The 16143-nt window shown below is 48.3% G+C and carries 13 protein-coding genes; 7 read left to right on the forward strand and 6 right to left on the reverse strand.

Translation table 11 applies throughout. From position 1 onward, the window contains the following. The first annotated feature begins 34 nt into the window (after nt 1-34). Entirely contained in the window at nt 35-856 is an 822-nt protein-coding gene (locus M2134_RS02665) for an MBL fold metallo-hydrolase (protein WP_280750269.1), read from the forward strand. Here M2134_RS02665 and M2134_RS02670 read toward each other — a convergent pair whose 3' ends face one another. Further along, nucleotides 857-1984 carry an aldose epimerase family protein gene (locus M2134_RS02670; RefSeq protein ID WP_280750268.1) on the reverse strand — a complete coding sequence of 376 codons (1128 nt, stop codon included), beginning with the start codon at nt 1982-1984 and terminating at the stop codon, nt 857-859. A 133-nt stretch (nt 1985-2117) separates the two neighbouring features. Between M2134_RS02670 and M2134_RS02675 the strand changes: the two genes are divergently transcribed. Together M2134_RS02675 and M2134_RS02680 are read left to right on the forward strand one after the other, a co-directional pair. After that, nucleotides 2118-2912: a thymidylate synthase gene (locus M2134_RS02675; RefSeq protein WP_280750267.1), complete on the forward strand. Its 795-nt coding sequence runs from the start codon at nt 2118-2120 to the stop codon at nt 2910-2912. 12 nt (nt 2913-2924) lie between these two features. After that, on the forward strand, nt 2925-3416 hold the full coding sequence (locus M2134_RS02680) for a dihydrofolate reductase (RefSeq protein ID WP_280750266.1): 492 nt from the start codon (nt 2925-2927) through the stop codon (nt 3414-3416). Between the two features lie 77 nt (nt 3417-3493). Here M2134_RS02680 and M2134_RS02685 read toward each other — a convergent pair whose 3' ends face one another. Both M2134_RS02685 and M2134_RS02690 read right to left on the reverse strand, forming a co-directional pair. After that, nucleotides 3494-4249: a LytTR family DNA-binding domain-containing protein gene (locus M2134_RS02685; RefSeq protein ID WP_280750265.1), complete on the reverse strand. Its 756-nt coding sequence runs from the start codon at nt 4247-4249 to the stop codon at nt 3494-3496. A gap of 9 nt (nt 4250-4258) precedes the next feature. Beyond that, the gene (locus M2134_RS02690) at nt 4259-6967 is read right to left on the reverse strand and encodes a histidine kinase (RefSeq protein WP_280750264.1); all 2709 of its coding nucleotides are present in this window, start codon (nt 6965-6967) and stop codon (nt 4259-4261) included. 160 nt (nt 6968-7127) lie between these two features. Between M2134_RS02690 and nhaC the strand changes: the two genes are divergently transcribed. From nhaC to dprA, 4 genes are all read left to right on the forward strand, one after another. Next, entirely contained in the window at nt 7128-8576 is a 1449-nt protein-coding gene (gene nhaC, locus M2134_RS02695) for a Na+/H+ antiporter NhaC (protein ID WP_280750263.1), read from the forward strand. Next, entirely contained in the window at nt 8563-9738 is a 1176-nt protein-coding gene (locus M2134_RS02700; RefSeq protein ID WP_280750262.1) for a dicarboxylate/amino acid:cation symporter, read from the forward strand. Before nhaC ends, M2134_RS02700 begins: the two co-directional genes overlap by 14 nt. Nucleotides 9739-10364: 626 nt before the next feature. Continuing rightward, a complete protein-coding gene (locus tag M2134_RS02705) occupies nt 10365-11354 on the forward strand; it encodes a hypothetical protein (protein ID WP_280750261.1) in 990 nt (329 codons plus the stop codon). A gap of 142 nt (nt 11355-11496) precedes the next feature. Beyond that, the gene (dprA, locus tag M2134_RS02710) at nt 11497-12609 is read left to right on the forward strand and encodes a DNA-processing protein DprA (protein WP_280750260.1); all 1113 of its coding nucleotides are present in this window, start codon (nt 11497-11499) and stop codon (nt 12607-12609) included. Between the two features lie 209 nt (nt 12610-12818). On the opposite strand, the gene M2134_RS02715 is transcribed toward dprA, so the two are convergent. From M2134_RS02715 to M2134_RS02725, 3 genes are all read right to left on the reverse strand, one after another. Next, nucleotides 12819-13166, reverse strand: coding sequence for a cupin domain-containing protein (locus tag M2134_RS02715; RefSeq protein ID WP_280750259.1), 348 nt, complete (start codon nt 13164-13166; stop codon nt 12819-12821). A 208-nt stretch (nt 13167-13374) separates the two neighbouring features. Further along, nucleotides 13375-15051 (reverse strand): S41 family peptidase, encoded by a 1677-nt coding sequence (locus tag M2134_RS02720; RefSeq protein WP_280750258.1) that lies wholly within the window; start codon nt 15049-15051, stop codon nt 13375-13377. A 56-nt stretch (nt 15052-15107) separates the two neighbouring features. After that, nucleotides 15108-16085, reverse strand: coding sequence for an adenosine kinase (locus M2134_RS02725; RefSeq protein ID WP_280750257.1), 978 nt, complete (start codon nt 16083-16085; stop codon nt 15108-15110). Nucleotides 16086-16143: the final 58 nt, after the last annotated feature.

Genomic DNA, 16143 nt, shown 5'->3' on the forward strand with positions numbered 1-16143 from the left:
CAGATTTTATCTAAGTTTGACAGCAAAAAAACATATGAAATATACGATTATCGATACCGGGTATTTTTATGCCGATGGCGGGGCTATGTTCGGACCTATTCCCAAAACTGCCTGGCGAAGGCGCTATCCGTCGAGTAAAAGCAATATATGCGTATTGGCTACCCGGACTCTGTTGATCGAGACCGACGACGGACGCGTCCTATTGATCGACAACGGAGCAGGCACCAAACAGCCCGACGCCTTGCGCCATTATTGCTTTTTCGATTGTGTAGACCTGGAAGAGGAATTGTTGAAGCGAGGCATCCGCCTCGAAGCGGTGACCGATGTCATACTGACCCACCTGCATTTCGACCATTGCGGATACACGACCCGTCGGGTGGAAGGCTCTGACAAGATCATTCCGACCTTCCCCAACGCCACCCACTGGGTAAGTCAAAAGCAGTGGGATAACTGCCTCCACCCTACCCCACTCGAGGAAGATTCTTATTTCACCGAGAACATACAACCGGTGGCCGATGCCGGCTTGCTCCGCCTGATCGACGAAGAGACAGCGATACACCCCTCGGTTCGTCTGAAGCTATACGACGGACATACGCCGGGACAGATCGTGCCTTACATACAAATGGATGAAGAAACATTGGTGTTTGTCGGCGATGTGATTCCGATTGCCGCCAGCCTTTCGCCCAAATGGATATCGGCTTACGATACCCATCCGTTGACCTCCTATTACGAAAAAGTCCGCCTTCTGGACGAGGCCGTCCGAGAAAGGCAGACTATTATCTTTTGCCACGATGCCTATACCCCTATGTGTCGGGTGAAAAAGACCGGGCGGTTTTATACAAAATGTAATGGTTAATTATTCTACACCAAACTTATAGATACAATGGCTGGTATAGGTTTCACCCGGACGAAGCACCGTTGATGGGAACTCCGGCTGGTTAGGGCTGTCGGGATAATGTTGTGTTTCCAGACAGAAAGCGCCGCGGTGCGGATAGGTCACGCCATGTTTTCCTTTTTCACGACCTGTCATGAAGTTACCTGCATAGAACTGTACGCCCGGTTCGTCGGTATACACTTCCAGCGTAATGCCGCTTGCAGCCGAATAGGCTTTACAAGCCACCTGATTGATGTCACCAGCCGTGTTCAATACCCAGTTGTGGTCGTAGCCATTACCTAAGATCAGCTGTTCGAAATCCTGTCCGATACGGTCGCCGATTGGCTGCATCGTACGGAAATCCATTGGAGTATCTTCCACCGGTGCCAATTCGCCAGTAGGAATCAGGGTGCCATCAACGGGCGTATAACGATCTGCGTTAATCATCAATGACTGATCCAAGATCTTGGTATCCAGCTTACCGGAAAGGTTGAAGTAAGAGTGGTTGGTGAGGTTCACAATGGTCGGTTTGTCGGTCGTAGCGGTGTAAGCCAAATCGATCGCGTTATCGTCGGTCAGTGTATAAACCACCTTCACCTGCAGATTGCCGGGGAAGCCCATCTCGCCGTCAACCGACAGATAGGTCAACTCCAACGTCTGATTGTCAATCTGTTTAGCATCCCATACTACCCGATGATATCCTTTCGGACCACCGTGAAGCGTATTGCCGCTATCGTTTTTGGTCAGTTCATACGTTTGCTCATCAAGCACAAACGTACCGCTCTTGATACGGTTACCATAACGACCGATAGTTGCACCGAAGTTACCGTTTGTGTTTACATAATCCTGCACCGTGTTACGTCCCAATACCACGTCGGTCATCGCGCCATCACGATCGGGCACCATCAATGACACCAGGCAACCACCGAAATTGGTGATACATGCTTCCGCACCATTCTTGTTCGTTAACACATAGAGTTGAGTCTCTTTTCCCTCTACGGTGGAGACAAAATCCGATTTCATAAGCCCTGACAAAGTGGCTTTTTCTTCTTTTTCACCGCATGACGCCAGTACACACACGGACAATAATAACAAGCAAATCTTTTTCATCTGACTTTTCGTTAATAATTAATAAGTTTAAAATTTGGAAGCAAATATAAGTAAAATTCCGTTCGTTTGACCGATGGTTGATTTATCCGATTGGGTTTTGTACATTTGTGACACTAAAATAGATTCCAATCGCATGAAACAATATCACGAACTACTCGAACGCGTGCTCTCCGAAGGGGTAACAAAGACCGATCGCACAGGTACCGGCACGATCAGTGTCTTCGGTCATCAGATGCGCTTCAATATGGAAGAGGGCTTTCCGCTGTTGACCACCAAAAAGCTTCATCTCAAGTCGATCATCTACGAACTACTCTGGTTTCTGAAAGGCGACACCAACGCCCGCTACCTGCAGGAGCATGGCGTGCGCATCTGGAACGAATGGGCCGATGAACAGGGCGAACTGGGCCATATCTACGGCTATCAGTGGCGTTCCTGGCCCGACTACAAAGGAGGGCATATCGACCAGATCTCCGAAGTGGTAGATACGATCAAAAACAATCCCGACTCGCGCCGTATCATTGTCAGCGCCTGGAATGTGGCCGATCTGGAGAATATGAACCTGCCTCCCTGCCATGCGTTCTTTCAGTTTTATGTTGCTAACGGGCGTTTGAGCCTGCAACTTTATCAGCGCAGCGCGGATATTTTCCTAGGGGTTCCGTTTAATATTGCCTCCTATGCTCTTCTGCTTCAGATGATGGCACAGGTGACCGGGCTCAAGGCGGGCGATTTTGTGCATACGCTCGGCGATGCTCATATATACAGCAACCACATCGAACAGGTAGAGTTGCAATTATCCCGCGACTTCCGTCCGTTGCCACGCATGGAGATCAACCCGGAGGTAAAAAGCATATTCGACTTTGCATACGAAGATTTCAACCTGACAGGCTACGATCCCCATCCGCATATCAAAGGGGTGGTTGCCGTTTAATCCATTTTGACCATGAGTACTATTTCGCTGGTCGCTGCCGTGGCCGACAATTATGCCATAGGAAAAGAGGGAGACTTGCTTTGGCGTCTTCCCAATGATATGAAGTATTTCCGGAATCTCACCTCGGGACATACCGTGGTTATGGGTCGTAAGACCTTCGAATCGTTGCCCAAAGGGGCTTTGCCCAACCGGGTGAATGTGGTGATCTCCTCGCAGGAGGGATTGACCTATGCCGATTGCACGATGGCTCGGTCGATCGACGAGGTGTTTAGCTTCTGCAACGACGAAGAGCTGTTTGTCATTGGCGGCGGGCAGATCTACAACGCCCTCTTGCCGCAGGCCGACAAATTGTATATCACCTGGGTGCATCACACTTTCGAGGATGCCGACACCTTTTTCCCCCGCATCGACTTCGCCGAATGGGAAGAGATTTTCCGCGAAAGCCATCCGGCGGATGAAAAGCATATGTATCCCTATACTTTCGCTACCTATCAGCGGAAATAAAAAGGGAAAATAAAGGGGCAAAAAAAATTCTCACCCGCGTGAGAAAAAATTCTCATGCGGGTGAGAATTTTTTTTGCCTATAGATTATTCAGTTTTTCTATCACCAGATGACGGCGCTGTCGGGAGATGGGAACCGATGATCCGTCGCACATTTTTATGTATCCTCCATCGCCTTTGATAAAGCTTCGGATGGCCTCCAGGTTGATCAGGTGCGACTGATGCACACGCAGGAACTGATAAGGGGTCAACAGTTCATCAAATTCTTTCAGAGTCTTAGAAACGATCAGTTTCGTAGCGTCACGTAGAAAAAAGGTGGTGTAGTTGCTTTCCGATTCACAGCGGATGATCTGATTGATCGCAACAAACTCAATCTTATCGGCTACCGACAGGGCTATTTTCTTATTTTTATCCGGTTGGTGGCTGTTACGGAGCAGGTTCGCCATACGGCGGTTCTCCTCTTTCTGCCGGATAGTCCGGGCGGCCTTCTCGACCGCCTGCGTCAGCTCTTTGATGTCGATGGGTTTCAACAGATAATCGAGGGCACTAAAGCGGATAGCCTGAATGGCATATTGGTCGAAAGCGGTGATAAAGATCACCTCCAACGGGATAGGCGCCAGGCTTTCCAAGAGATCGAACCCGGTGCCATCGGTCAGGCATATATCCAGAAACAACAGATCGGGACGTTTCTGCTCCACCGCCTGCCGCGCCTCAGCCACCGTGGCGTACTCACCCAGCAGGACAACCTGCGGACAATGAACCTCCAGCATACGGCGCAGGTTCTCCCGATTCCCCGCCTCATCGTCTACCAGTAGTGCGTATATCTTTTCCTCCATCTTTGTTTTTCAATTAATAGGAATGGCCAATGTCACCCGGCATCCCGACACCTGTTCTGTTTCTTTTCGGTCGCGAATGGTGATGGTCGGCTCTGTTTCATACAATTCTTTCAGAATCTGAAACTCTTCCTGCACCGCTTTCACACCGAAACCTTCCGACGGCTGGCCATTTAGACCCGGCCCGTCGTCGGTGATATCGATTTGCAACACCTTGCCCCGCTGTTTGATATCGATTAGGATATTCCCTTCTCCCCGCGGAGCAATGCCGTGTTTCACGGCATTCTCCACAAAAGGCTGTATCAACATACCCGGTATTTCTACCAGATCGGTTTCGATCGTTTCGTCGACGGTCACCGCATATACAAACGGGAATCGCAACTGTTCCAGATTCAAATATAGATAAAGCTGTTCGATTTCTTCCGAAAGCGCCACCATTTTCTTTTCCGAGTGATTCAATACCATGCGCACCATGCGTGAGAATTGCACTAAGTATTCATTCGCCTTCGCATTATCGCCCCGGTTGATCAGGTTCTGAATCGAACCAAGCGCGTTAAATACGAAATGCGGATTCATCTGCGACCGGATCGCTTTCAGTTCCAATTCCTTGATCTTTCGTTGCTGCTCTTCTTTCTTACGTTTGAGATTCAGCCGGTAACGAATAATGCCCACCGCCAATACCGCAAAAACAAAAGCAAAACCAAAGCCTCTCCAAAAGGCAGGCCAGAAGGAGGAGGAAGAGGCTCGGTTGAGGTCTTGCTCGATCAGGTCTGCCATTTTCTCCGGGCTCCAAAACCGATTCGTACAACGATAAAGGATAGTACCATCTTTTCGCATAACAAGAAAAACACCTATATAAGGATCGAACGAAGCAAGAGAAGCAACAAGGGTAGTATCCGGTATGTACAAATACTGATCGAATTTTTCCTGATTAGCATCCCGGGGTTCCAAAGCATAAAAATAACATTGGATCTTATCTGTTATCCCCTTGGTTTGCAGTAATTTGTTCAGGCGATCAATATCAGAGTAACTATTATTACCGGAAGGGATATAAGGAGATATCTCCATTACCACATATTCCCGGTCGCTCCCCCAGGAAGAGACCGCCTTTTTGGCAAGCGTAATATCCGTATCCTGAATTTTATTGCCTTTTTCCAGCGGCAACAATTGCTCATAAATTTTCCGAATCAGATTCCGCAATGCGGTGTCGGGGCAGGTTTGCATAAAATGGTCATACTCAGCCTGGCTTTCCGACAGATTATCGGCATACATCTTCTGCAAGAGATAGCGGTGAGACACACGATACTTCGGATAACCGGCCAATAGTTGATCGGCCAAGTAATATTTCCGCTCAAAACTATGATCTGAAGGATGATTCCTGTTGCTGATCGTTTCCGTAGCCATGTCTCTTCTTTTATAGTCGACATAGGTTATTAGAAAGTTTTCATAACCGGACGGATTATACTGATAATCATACAAAGGGGCTATCGACCGAATAGAAGCTGAATCCCCAATCATCTGTCCTGTATTTTCACCATACAATTTAAAAGTGAGATTAGAGCTTGCCAACATATAATCTCTACTCAACTCAAGTACTCTTTTCCAATAACTGTCCAGGATGGTATCGCATTTTTCTATCAATTGATCAAATCTCTCTTTTCGGTGTTGCAGATAATCCTCGGGACTTCTACTTGAAAAAACATATTGATCCACCCGTTGAATTTCCCAAATCAACTCATACTCTTCCCTACTTCTGTTTCCTTTATACTCTACTTCGCCATTCTCAAACCGCTTCACCCGGACTGAATCACCCGGAGAGAGATACATATGTATGTATTGATTGATATGTTCTCTATCAATATGGAAATATAAGGTGGGATGAGAGAGATAAAATGCTTCGTAGAATATCGTAGTCATTTCCGGGGTTTCCAAATGAATCGATACATTGGGAGGCAAAGAAAAAGAGGCGTCGACCACCCTTGTTTCGCGCGTTTCAGTCACCCCGGCTTCGTTAGCAGGAATGTCTCCGACCTTTTGTGTTTGCTCTTTTCGAGCCTCTGTCGGCTTAATGGGACGCCGGATAGCCGTGGTGATCGGCTTCTCTTTTTGGGCAAATAAGCGCTCCATTTCATATTCGATGACAGGCTGAAGATCAATGATTCCCCTTTTGAGTTGTAAGTGCTTTGGAAGGGCATTTGTTTGTTCATTTTTCAATCCATAATCAACCCGGTTGGCGGCATAGATATAATATAGATTATCGTATGGACATTCCAGGGCGGTCATGATACCGCTCGCGCGATCGTATGAGGCAGAAGCAACGATCTCTTCCCTGTCGGGAAAAGCCCATTCGCCCTCTTTCAGCGTCATCCAAATATCTCTTTCTCCTGTCGGGAAATCAGACTTATAACGGCTATCGTAATACCAAAAAGCCTCTCCTCCTTCGATATTCTTGACATCATATAGATAGTCCACCTGGAAGTCAAAAGAGATCTGTTTGGTATCGACTTCGGTCACGATGGCCTTCAAGACCGTTCGTCGTACATTCTCATTCCGCCAGGGCACCTCCTCTTCTACGCCTGGCGCCACGTAGGGATAATACTCGACCGACTCGATCAATAGCCAGTCGCCGGGTTCCAACGAATCAATGTTTTTATACTCTTCTGCATACCCAACCAGGCCGAAGAGTAAAAACAAACTGAATAAAATGATTTTCTTTCCCATTGCCGTAAATTTAAATTGTTTTGTTCGAATCACATCACAAAACTAAAGACAAAGGATCTTTTTCAGTCGAGCCAATGAGTATTCGCGGGAGAGAAATGAGTATTTGGAGAGGGAGAAAAAAAAACTACCTTTGCATGTATAAAGAGAAAACCCTGTTTACATGGAAGATACCCCTCGCAAATTACCGTCACCATGGCTCTCTGCCATTCCTCTTGTGGTGTTGATTGTATTTCTTTATTTTACCATTTCCCTGTTTGGCAGCGACTCCCTGGGAGGGGCAAGCCAGGTGGTCTTACTGACTTCCGCGGCTATCTGCTCTGGCCTGGCGATTGCGTTTTGCGGGGTGAAGTGGAAAGAGATCGAGAAGGCGATCAGCCGGAATATCCTGGGGGTCTCGATCGCGATCCTTATCCTGTTGTTGATTGGCGCCCTGGCGGGTAGCTGGATGATAAGCGGAGTGGTGCCGACACTGATCTACTACGGCATGCAGATACTTCACCCCAGTTTCTTCCTGGTCTCCAGCTGTGTGATCTGTGCCATTGTCTCGGTTATGACAGGCAGCTCCTGGACCACCATTGCCACCATCGGGATTGCCCTGATGGGCATTGGCGAGGCACAGGGCTTTTCGGCCGGATGGACGGCTGGCGCGATTATCTCGGGTGCCTATTTTGGCGATAAGATATCACCCCTGTCGGATACGACCGTCTTGGCATCGACCGTAAGCGATGTGCCATTGTTTACGCATATCCGCTATATGCTCTATACGACTGTCCCCACCCTATTGATCACGCTGATTATCTTCACCATCGCCGGGTTCAACCATACCGGAAGTGATACGAGTCAGGTTGCTGAGTTCTCCCGGATTCTGTCCGAACGCTTCAATATATCGCTCTGGCTGATGATTGTGCCGGTGGTCACCGGCCTATTGATCGCCCGCAAAGCGCCTCCGTTGGTCACCCTCTTTACCTCCGCTCTTTTGGCCGCCTTTCTGGCACTCTTTTTCCAACCGCATCTATTGCAGGAGATAGCCGGCGCGGAAGAGGGCAGTATGCGTGCGAGCCTCCAAGGCATGCTGATGAGCCTGTATGGCGGTACGGGGCTTGAGATGGGCCATGAGACACTCAACAGCCTGGTCTCCACCCGCGGTATGGGCGGTATGCTCGACACGATTTGGTTGATTCTGAGCGCCATGTGTTTTGGTGGCGCCATGACAGCTTCGGGCATGCTGGAAAGCCTGACGAATGAGTTGAAGCGCTTTGTAAAAGGACGCACCAGTCTGGTGAGCTCCACGGTCGGTTCGGGTCTCTTATTGAATATATGCACCGCCGATCAATATATATCCATTATTCTGACCGGCAATATGTTCAAAGATATGTATCATAAAATGGGATTCGAATCGCGCCTATTAAGCCGAACAACGGAGGATGCCGTCACCGTCACCTCGGCATTAATCCCCTGGAACACCTGCGGCATGACACAGGCCACCGTATTGGGTGTCTCCACCTTTACCTATCTCCCTTATTGCTTCTTCAACCTAATAAGCCCCGTAATGACAATCATTATCGCCGCCATCGGCTACAAAATAAAACGATTCCATGAAAAAGATTAAAGTCTCCCTCTTAGGCAAGGTAGTTATCGCCATTGTTTCCGGTATGATTTTCGGTCAGTTCTTTCCGGATTGGCTGGCTCGTATCTTTGTGACGTTTAATTCATTGTTTGGTAATTTCCTATCGTTTGCTATTCCGCTGATTATCCTGGGGCTGGTGGCTCCGGCGATTGGCGACCTTGGCAAAGGAGCAGGCAGGCTGTTGGCTATTACCGCCTTGATTGCCTACGGCTCGACGCTGTTCTCCGGCTTTTTTACCTATTTCAGTTGTTCGGCGGTGTTCCCTTCGATTATTCCGGCCAATGTGGAACTGATCGCGTTGGATAACCCGGAAGATTTTATGCTAACGCCCTATTTCACGATCGCTATGCCCCCATTGATGGAGGTGATGACAGCACTGATCCTCTCTTTCACCATCGGGCTGGGGCTCTCCAACATTGCCGGATCGACCTTGCGCGAGGCGTTCAACGACTTCAAAGAGATTGTGATCAAACTGATCGAGGTGGTGATTGTTCCTCTGTTGCCGCTTCATATCTTCGGTATATTCCTGAATATGACGGTGAGCGGGCAGGTGATGCATATTATCTCCATGTTTGTGAAAGTGATCTTGGTGATCTTTGTCTTGCATATTCTTCTGTTGGTTATCCAGTTCCTGATCGCCGGAGGCGCCAGCGGGAAGAATCCTTTCCGCCTGCTTCGCACCATGTTGCCGGCTTACGCGACAGCGTTGGGCACCCAATCGTCGGCAGCCACCATCCCGGTCACACTGAAGCAGACACTCAAGAACGGCGTACGCGAGAGCATTGCCGTTTTCACCGTGCCCTTATGCGCGACGATCCATCTGGCGGGCAGCACCATGAAGATCGTTGCCTGCGCCATGGCCATCCTGATCATGGCGGGCGAACCGGTTTCACTGATGAGCTTCAGTGGGTTTATTATGATGCTGGGCATTGCTATGGTGGCGGCTCCGGGCGTACCGGGAGGAGCTATTATGGCGGCGTTGGGACTATTGCACAGCATGCTCGGCTTTAACGAAACGCTGCAAGCCCTGATGATAGCCCTGTATATAGCCATGGATAGCTTTGGAACCGCCTGCAACGTAACAGGCGATGGTGCGATTGCCGTGGTGGTGGATAGAATCGCCGGAGAGACCTCTAAGTCGTGATATGATTGATAGGTTACTTTCAAATATTGGAAAATTTGTAGGTGGAGAGCGCGCTGCCAGCGCGAGATTATGCATAACCGTATGCAAGCGCAGCGCAGCTTACGGTATAGCAACTACCTGTCAATCAAGCGCCGCAGGTGCGAGATCTGCCATAATCCCGCCCCATGCGGGGCTTTTTATATAGATGATTCACTACCGTAAGCTGCGCTACGCTTGCATACGGTTATGCATAATCTCACGCCTGCGGCGTGCATCCCCGCAATCTTCACATTTTCTCCTACTTGAAGTCCAGCAGCCTGAGGCAACTGGCTACAGAGCAGGGCAATCTACGATTGCTTGCCTTTAACGTCTCCTCCTATCTCCTATTTCCTATCTCCTATCTCCTATTTCCTATTTCCTATCTCCCTCCAATTCCCTCCAAAACATGCACCTTCTCCCCTATTTATTTCGCTATCACCCTATGGCGTTCCTATCATTGTGAGCGGTAATCTTATCAAAGGTCGAAAATAGGTAGAATCACCGCTGAAAGATGAAGTTTTCACCTATCTCCCTGCGATGAAACCCGCCATATCTTTGCATCAGAAAGTTTAGACAAAAAGAAAATTACCGTTTTAATAATTACCGTCATGAGATTCTTAAATGTATTATTAGCTGTTTCATTGTTCTTAGTAGCTGCCGTATCATGTTCTATGGAAGATGATATGCTTATCGTTGCTTCTACTTCTGAAGCTGCTACTGTTTCTGCTGACGACACTCAACTGTATGTTTCTTTTAATGTATCTGGCGAAATGGCAACACGTGCCAGTAGCTCTTCTTGGGATGGCGAAAAAATGGACACGTTCGAAAACGCTTCTGTTGTTGTTTTGGAAGGCAACAATGTATTCTTCGCTAAAGATAACGTAACCGATTTCACTTCACTGAACGTATTAGTAAAAACAGGTCGCACTTACCAAGTATATGTAATCGCGAATACAACTATCTCTTTCGCAAGCATGACAACAAAAGATCAGGTAGAAGATGTTGTTTACGGCGCTGCTGATCTTTCTAACATGGTAAAATTCGGTAAAAGCAAAGAGTTTAGCTTCAATAAAGGACAAGGTTTCGAAACAATCGCTGACGCAAAGAACGGTAATGTAGAAACAATCGCTATCGTATTGAAACAACTGACTGCTCAGGTAGAACTGGTAGAATTCAACTCAACCATCACAGAAGGTAAAGAAGCAACAGTTGCTTTGACAAGCGTTGAATTAATAAACAAGAACACAACAAGAAAACTGAACGAAACCGTTTCTTCTTTCACAAACGAAGTAGTTACTGCTGCTGATTTCGGTAAAGACGCTTACGCTTCTTTCGTTACTTATCCGAACGCTGACACAAGCAACCTGACTTCTCTGAAGCTGACTTTCAACGTAGGTGAAAGAGAAGAAGTAAGAACATATACAATCAATCCGAACGGCTTAACTGGAATCGGTCACAACTACGTGGAAGCTGGTAACATCTACCAACTGTATGTATCTGTAAAAGTAGTAGGTGACAAAGTAGAATGCTCTGTTAAATGCTACACACTGGATTGGCAGTACAACGAATTCGAAACTACATTGGTAGAAGTACAATAATTCAAGTGATATACAAAAATAAGGGTTCTCACTTCAGATCCCGGCCTCTATAATGAAGCCGGGATCTTTTTTTTGCCATCCTTATTGCCATAAACAAACAGGCGGCCATTATTTTTTGTATTTTTAGTCCAAAATCTTAGCTATGGAACAGAATCTTATCTATCAAATAGGGCTCACCATGATTAATGGCATTGGCGACATCCTGGCTCGCCACCTGCTGGAGACAATGGGCAGTGCGGAGGCGATATTCACCGAGAAAAAGCAATTATTGGAAAAAGTACCCGGCATAGGCTCGCGCCACATTGCGGAGATACGGCGTGCCGAAGTGCTTCACCTGGCAGAGCAAGAGGCCTCTTTCGTATGCAAAAACAACCTGAAGACCTACTTTATGGGCGAGGCCGACTACCCGGTGCGCCTGCGCGAATGTCCGGACGCGCCGGTGCTCTTCTACTACAAAGGCAATGCCGATTTGAATGTTCCCCGGGTGATCAGCATTGTGGGCACACGCAAATCGACCCATTACGGTAGAGAATTGACAGAGAAGCTAATCCACGACCTGGCGGAGATATTCCCGGATATGCTTATCGTCAGCGGACTGGCCTACGGCATAGATATACAGGCACATCGCTCGGCACTCAACAACAAACTACCGACCGTTGCCGTCCTGGCGCATGGTTTGGATATGATCTACCCCTCAGCACATCGCAACATCGCGGTAGAGATGCTGAACAACGGCGGATTGCTCACCGACTTCCCCAGTGCCACCCAGCCTGAACGCCAAAATTTCGTGAAACGCAACCGGATCGTAGCCGGACTATCCGACGCCACCGTTGTGATCGAATCGGCCGAAAAGGGCGGCTCCCTGATTACGGCGGATATCGCTTTCTCATACGGACGGGATGTCTTCTCGTTTCCCGGACGGGTCAACGATGCACATTCCAAAGGGTGCAACAGCCTGATCCGACAAAACAAAGCGGGCCTCATCACCTCCGCACAGGAGCTGATCGCCGGATTATGCTGGGAAAACCCAACCGAATCGCCCGGCATCCCGCAGCAATCAATGATCTCGTTCCCGGAAAACAGCGACTACGACAAAATTGTCTCCGCCATCCGAGGCAAAAATGAGATACACATAAACACCCTGGCCCTGGCAACCGAGATGCCGGTCTACAAACTATCGTCGCTACTGTTTGAACTGGAGATGGAGGGCGTGGTTAAAATCCTTCCCGGAGGCATGTATAAGTTGACACAATAAAAAATAGCCCCCCCTACGAAGAGAGACCATCCAATGGTTTAAAAAAATTAAAGGCTGTCTCACGACAACCCCTAATCAAACTTTGTTAACCTTAAATCTAATACTATTATGAAAAAACCACGATGCAAAGATAGGGGCTTTTTCCTTGTTGTCAAGACTTTTACCAATAATAGATGTTAAGCAAAAAGGGGTTTGATGCAAAAAAATGTTTACGGACACACCAAGAAGTCCTCCCGCATAGGTGCGAAGGTATCGATAAGCGTCCCTGCCTCTACGCATTTGCACCCGTGCAAAACATCCGGTTTGATGTAAACGCAATCACCGGCCTTAATGATAGAGGTGTGTCCGTCGGTCGTAAACTCAAACAGACCGCTCACCACATAGGTCGCCTGCGTATGAGGATGCGTATGAGGCGCACCAACCGCACCGGCCTCAAAAGCCACTTTGACAAGCATTAACTGATCATTGTAGGCCATCACCTGGCGACGCACACCTTCGCCTACCACCTCCCAAATTGTCTCTTCTTCATAGATGAAGTCTTTACTTTCTCGTTTCATATATTCTTGTTTTATTGGGAACAAAAATAGCATATTCCGACGAATTTCCCATCCCATAACCAATTATCATTTTGATAGCAAAAACCCTATTTTGCCTCGCAATATGATACGTTAAAAAGTGTTACCCGCCTGGCTAATTTTAAAATGGCTTTAGCCGAATCTGTCATTCATTCGCTAAAGCCATTTTATATATCACTCTATCGCTTAATCAGGGATTAGGCATGGTATGAAACGTTGATTGATAAAGTTCCTGGTTGTGAAGCACCTCAATAGCTTTGTCTAATACCTTATCGTCTTTCAGGCTTTCCATCACCCGGCCTCGTTGGTAATAATTGCGGACAACGATTTCGGAAGCTAACAGTTTCTTGATCGCTTCTTTGTTGCGGTCGAAGTCGCGCTCCAGATCCGGTGTCAATTTCTCTTCCAGGCTATCGAAAAGGGTGGAGTCGTTCTTCAGGTATCCTTCGAATTCCGCAATTTCCTTTAGCTGCTTCAGGGCTTTTGTGCTTTGTTTGTCGTAGCTGAACTCTTTTTCTTTGGCATAGGCCTTCAAGGCTTCAAAGTCTTCGTCGGTCACAGTAAACTCTTCGATAGGAACCCGTGTCTTCTGTTTCTGTACCCAGTCGGTGACAAAATCAAACAGGGCATAATCGTTCATCAGGTAATAGATCATCGTAGGCACATCCTCCGCTTCTACTTCAAAATCGGGACGTATGCCACCGCCGTCGCGTACCTCACGTCCGTTTACCGTATGAAACACCGTTGTCAGGCTGTCGGGGATAGCGGCTACGCTACCGTCTGCCCGGCGGTGGCTGTAGTCTAATTGCTGGATGCAACGACCGCTGGGGATATAATAACGACTGATCGTCACTTTCAGCTTGCCGTCATAGGGGAGGTCGCGCGTGGACTGCACCAGTCCTTTGCCAAACGAACGCTGTCCGACCAATATGGCGCGATCCAGGTCCTGCATGGCGCCTGCCACAATCTCCGACGAAGAGGCTGAGTTCTCATTGATCAATACCGCTAACGGAATAACCGTGTCGATCGGTTCTACCGAGGTACGATAGACGCGATCCCACTGTTTGATCTTCCCTTTGGTAGAGATCACTTCGCTTCCTTTGGGCACGAAGAGACCAACAATCTGCACGGCAGCCTCCAGTACGCCTCCGCCATTGTCTCTCAGGTCCAGGATAAGAGATTTGATGTTGTGATTATTCTTCAGGTCTTCGAACGCCGCTTTTACCTCCTGACCGCTCTTGTCGGTGAATCCGCTCAGGTAGATATAGCCCACGTCGCCATCCTGTACCCCGTAGTAGGTCACTTGGTTGATAACGATCTGTTTGCGGACAATATCGATCTTACGGGGTTTCTTTTCGCCGGGACGCTGTATGGTGACGGTCATTTTCGTATTGGGCACCCCTTTCAGGAGTTTGCTCACCTCATCATTGTTGGCCTTGGAAACATCGACCGAATCGATGAACAGGAAACGGTCGCCCGCCTGCAATCCCGCCAGGGCGGCCGGCATGCCTTCGTAGGGCTCGGCAACAATAACCCCTTCGCCATTCGGACGTTGACGGATCAATGATCCCATACCACCATATTCGCCGGTGGCCATGAGCTGGAGGTTGTCCATATTCTCTTCGGGGATATACTCCGTATAGGGGTCTAACCCGGCCAACATGGAGTTGATGCCGCGACGAAGACTCTTTTCGATGTCGACAGAGTCCACGTAGAACATCTCCATCTCTTTGACTAAGGCGTTGAATATCTCCAGGTTCTTACTTATCTCAAAACGATTGTCTTTTTGCGCACGCAGGGGTGTATGACTCCCACCCAGGATAAACAGAGCAAGCACTGCGACGAGTGCTTTTGATTGCTTCAACATATTCATTCGGTTCTAATTCGTTTTACGAAGATGTAAAAGTAAAGAATATAGTGGCTTTAACCCAATATCTCTTTTACTTTTAACTTTATTTCATCCCAATGTATGGCGGGTATTTCCGGGCCAATCACATCAATCACATAGCCTGAAAGCAGGGAGCCGATACGTGCCGATTGCTCCAGCGTGGCACCTTGGGTTTGTCCGTACAGGACGCCGGCAGCAAAATGGTCGCCCGCACCCGTGGTGTCGATAGGCTTTCCGCCTTCGGCCGCCACGTGGACTACCTGTTCATTTTGGGCAATCAACGCGCCCTCTTTGCCTAAGGTAACGATGGCGATGTCGACCTGTTTTGCCAAGGCCCGTACAGCCTCTTCGGCAGGCAGTCCGGTGAAGGCCTCTGCTTCGCTTTCGTTAGAGAAGAGTATATTTACGTAGTTGGGAATCAATTCTTCCAGCATCCCTTTGAAGGCGTTGACAATATTGAAGTTCGACAGGTCCAAGGCTACTTTCAAGCCCAATTGCCTGGCTCGCTTCATGATAGAACGCATCAGCGGTTCGTTCACGATCAGGTAGCCTTCGATATAGAGGTAGTCGTAAGCGGCGAGCACTTCGTCGGTGATCTCATCCGGATGGATCGTTGCCGCCGGTCCCAGGAAGGTGCCCATGGTGCGTTCGCCGTCAGGCGAGATCAGTACGGTGCAACTGCCCGATATGCCGTCGGTATGAATAAAATAAGGCGATACGCCTGCTTTATCAACAGCTTCTTTGTAATATGCTCCGGTATCGTCGCTGCCGATTTTTCCGATAAATCCTGCGCGGGCACCCAGGTGGGAGAGGGCGCGCATGCTGTTACAGGCCGATCCGCCAGGTGTCTGGCTCTTTTCAAAACGCTCCTGGGTGGTGCGAATGGCAATCATTTGCTCTTCACTGATCATGTCCATAGCCCCTTTTTCAATGCCTACCTGCGGAAGCACTTCGTCGGAGTCAATGCGTAATAGTACGTCTACCAAGGCGTTACCTAATCCAAGTATACTCATATAATATTTTTTTTACAAAGATATTGCATAATTCGAAAATAGCTTGTACTTTTGCAGA

It is taken from the genome of Parabacteroides sp. PM6-13 (assembly GCF_029892605.1).
Lineage (GTDB): Bacteria > Bacteroidota > Bacteroidia > Bacteroidales > Tannerellaceae > QVMG01.

Excerpts from the sequence above, each read along its gene's own strand:
- M2134_RS02685 (WP_280750265.1), bottom strand. The coding sequence starts at position 4,249 with ATGGAGGAAAAGATATACGCACTACTGGTAGACGATGAGGCGGGGAAT.
- M2134_RS02675 (WP_280750267.1), top strand. The coding sequence starts at position 2,118 with ATGAAACAATATCACGAACTACTCGAACGCGTGCTCTCCGAAGGGGTA.
- M2134_RS02720 (WP_280750258.1), bottom strand. The coding sequence starts at position 15,051 with ATGTTGAAGCAATCAAAAGCACTCGTCGCAGTGCTTGCTCTGTTTATC.
- M2134_RS02670 (WP_280750268.1), bottom strand. The coding sequence starts at position 1,984 with ATGAAAAAGATTTGCTTGTTATTATTGTCCGTGTGTGTACTGGCGTCA.
- M2134_RS02665 (WP_280750269.1), top strand. The coding sequence starts at position 35 with ATGAAATATACGATTATCGATACCGGGTATTTTTATGCCGATGGCGGG.
- nhaC (WP_280750263.1), top strand. The coding sequence starts at position 7,128 with ATGGAAGATACCCCTCGCAAATTACCGTCACCATGGCTCTCTGCCATT.
- M2134_RS02680 (WP_280750266.1), top strand. The coding sequence starts at position 2,925 with ATGAGTACTATTTCGCTGGTCGCTGCCGTGGCCGACAATTATGCCATA.
- M2134_RS02705 (WP_280750261.1), top strand. The coding sequence starts at position 10,365 with ATGAGATTCTTAAATGTATTATTAGCTGTTTCATTGTTCTTAGTAGCT.
- M2134_RS02700 (WP_280750262.1), top strand. The coding sequence starts at position 8,563 with ATGAAAAAGATTAAAGTCTCCCTCTTAGGCAAGGTAGTTATCGCCATT.
- M2134_RS02715 (WP_280750259.1), bottom strand. The coding sequence starts at position 13,166 with ATGAAACGAGAAAGTAAAGACTTCATCTATGAAGAAGAGACAATTTGG.
- dprA (WP_280750260.1), top strand. The coding sequence starts at position 11,497 with ATGGAACAGAATCTTATCTATCAAATAGGGCTCACCATGATTAATGGC.
- M2134_RS02725 (WP_280750257.1), bottom strand. The coding sequence starts at position 16,085 with ATGAGTATACTTGGATTAGGTAACGCCTTGGTAGACGTACTATTACGC.
- M2134_RS02690 (WP_280750264.1), bottom strand. The coding sequence starts at position 6,967 with ATGGGAAAGAAAATCATTTTATTCAGTTTGTTTTTACTCTTCGGCCTG.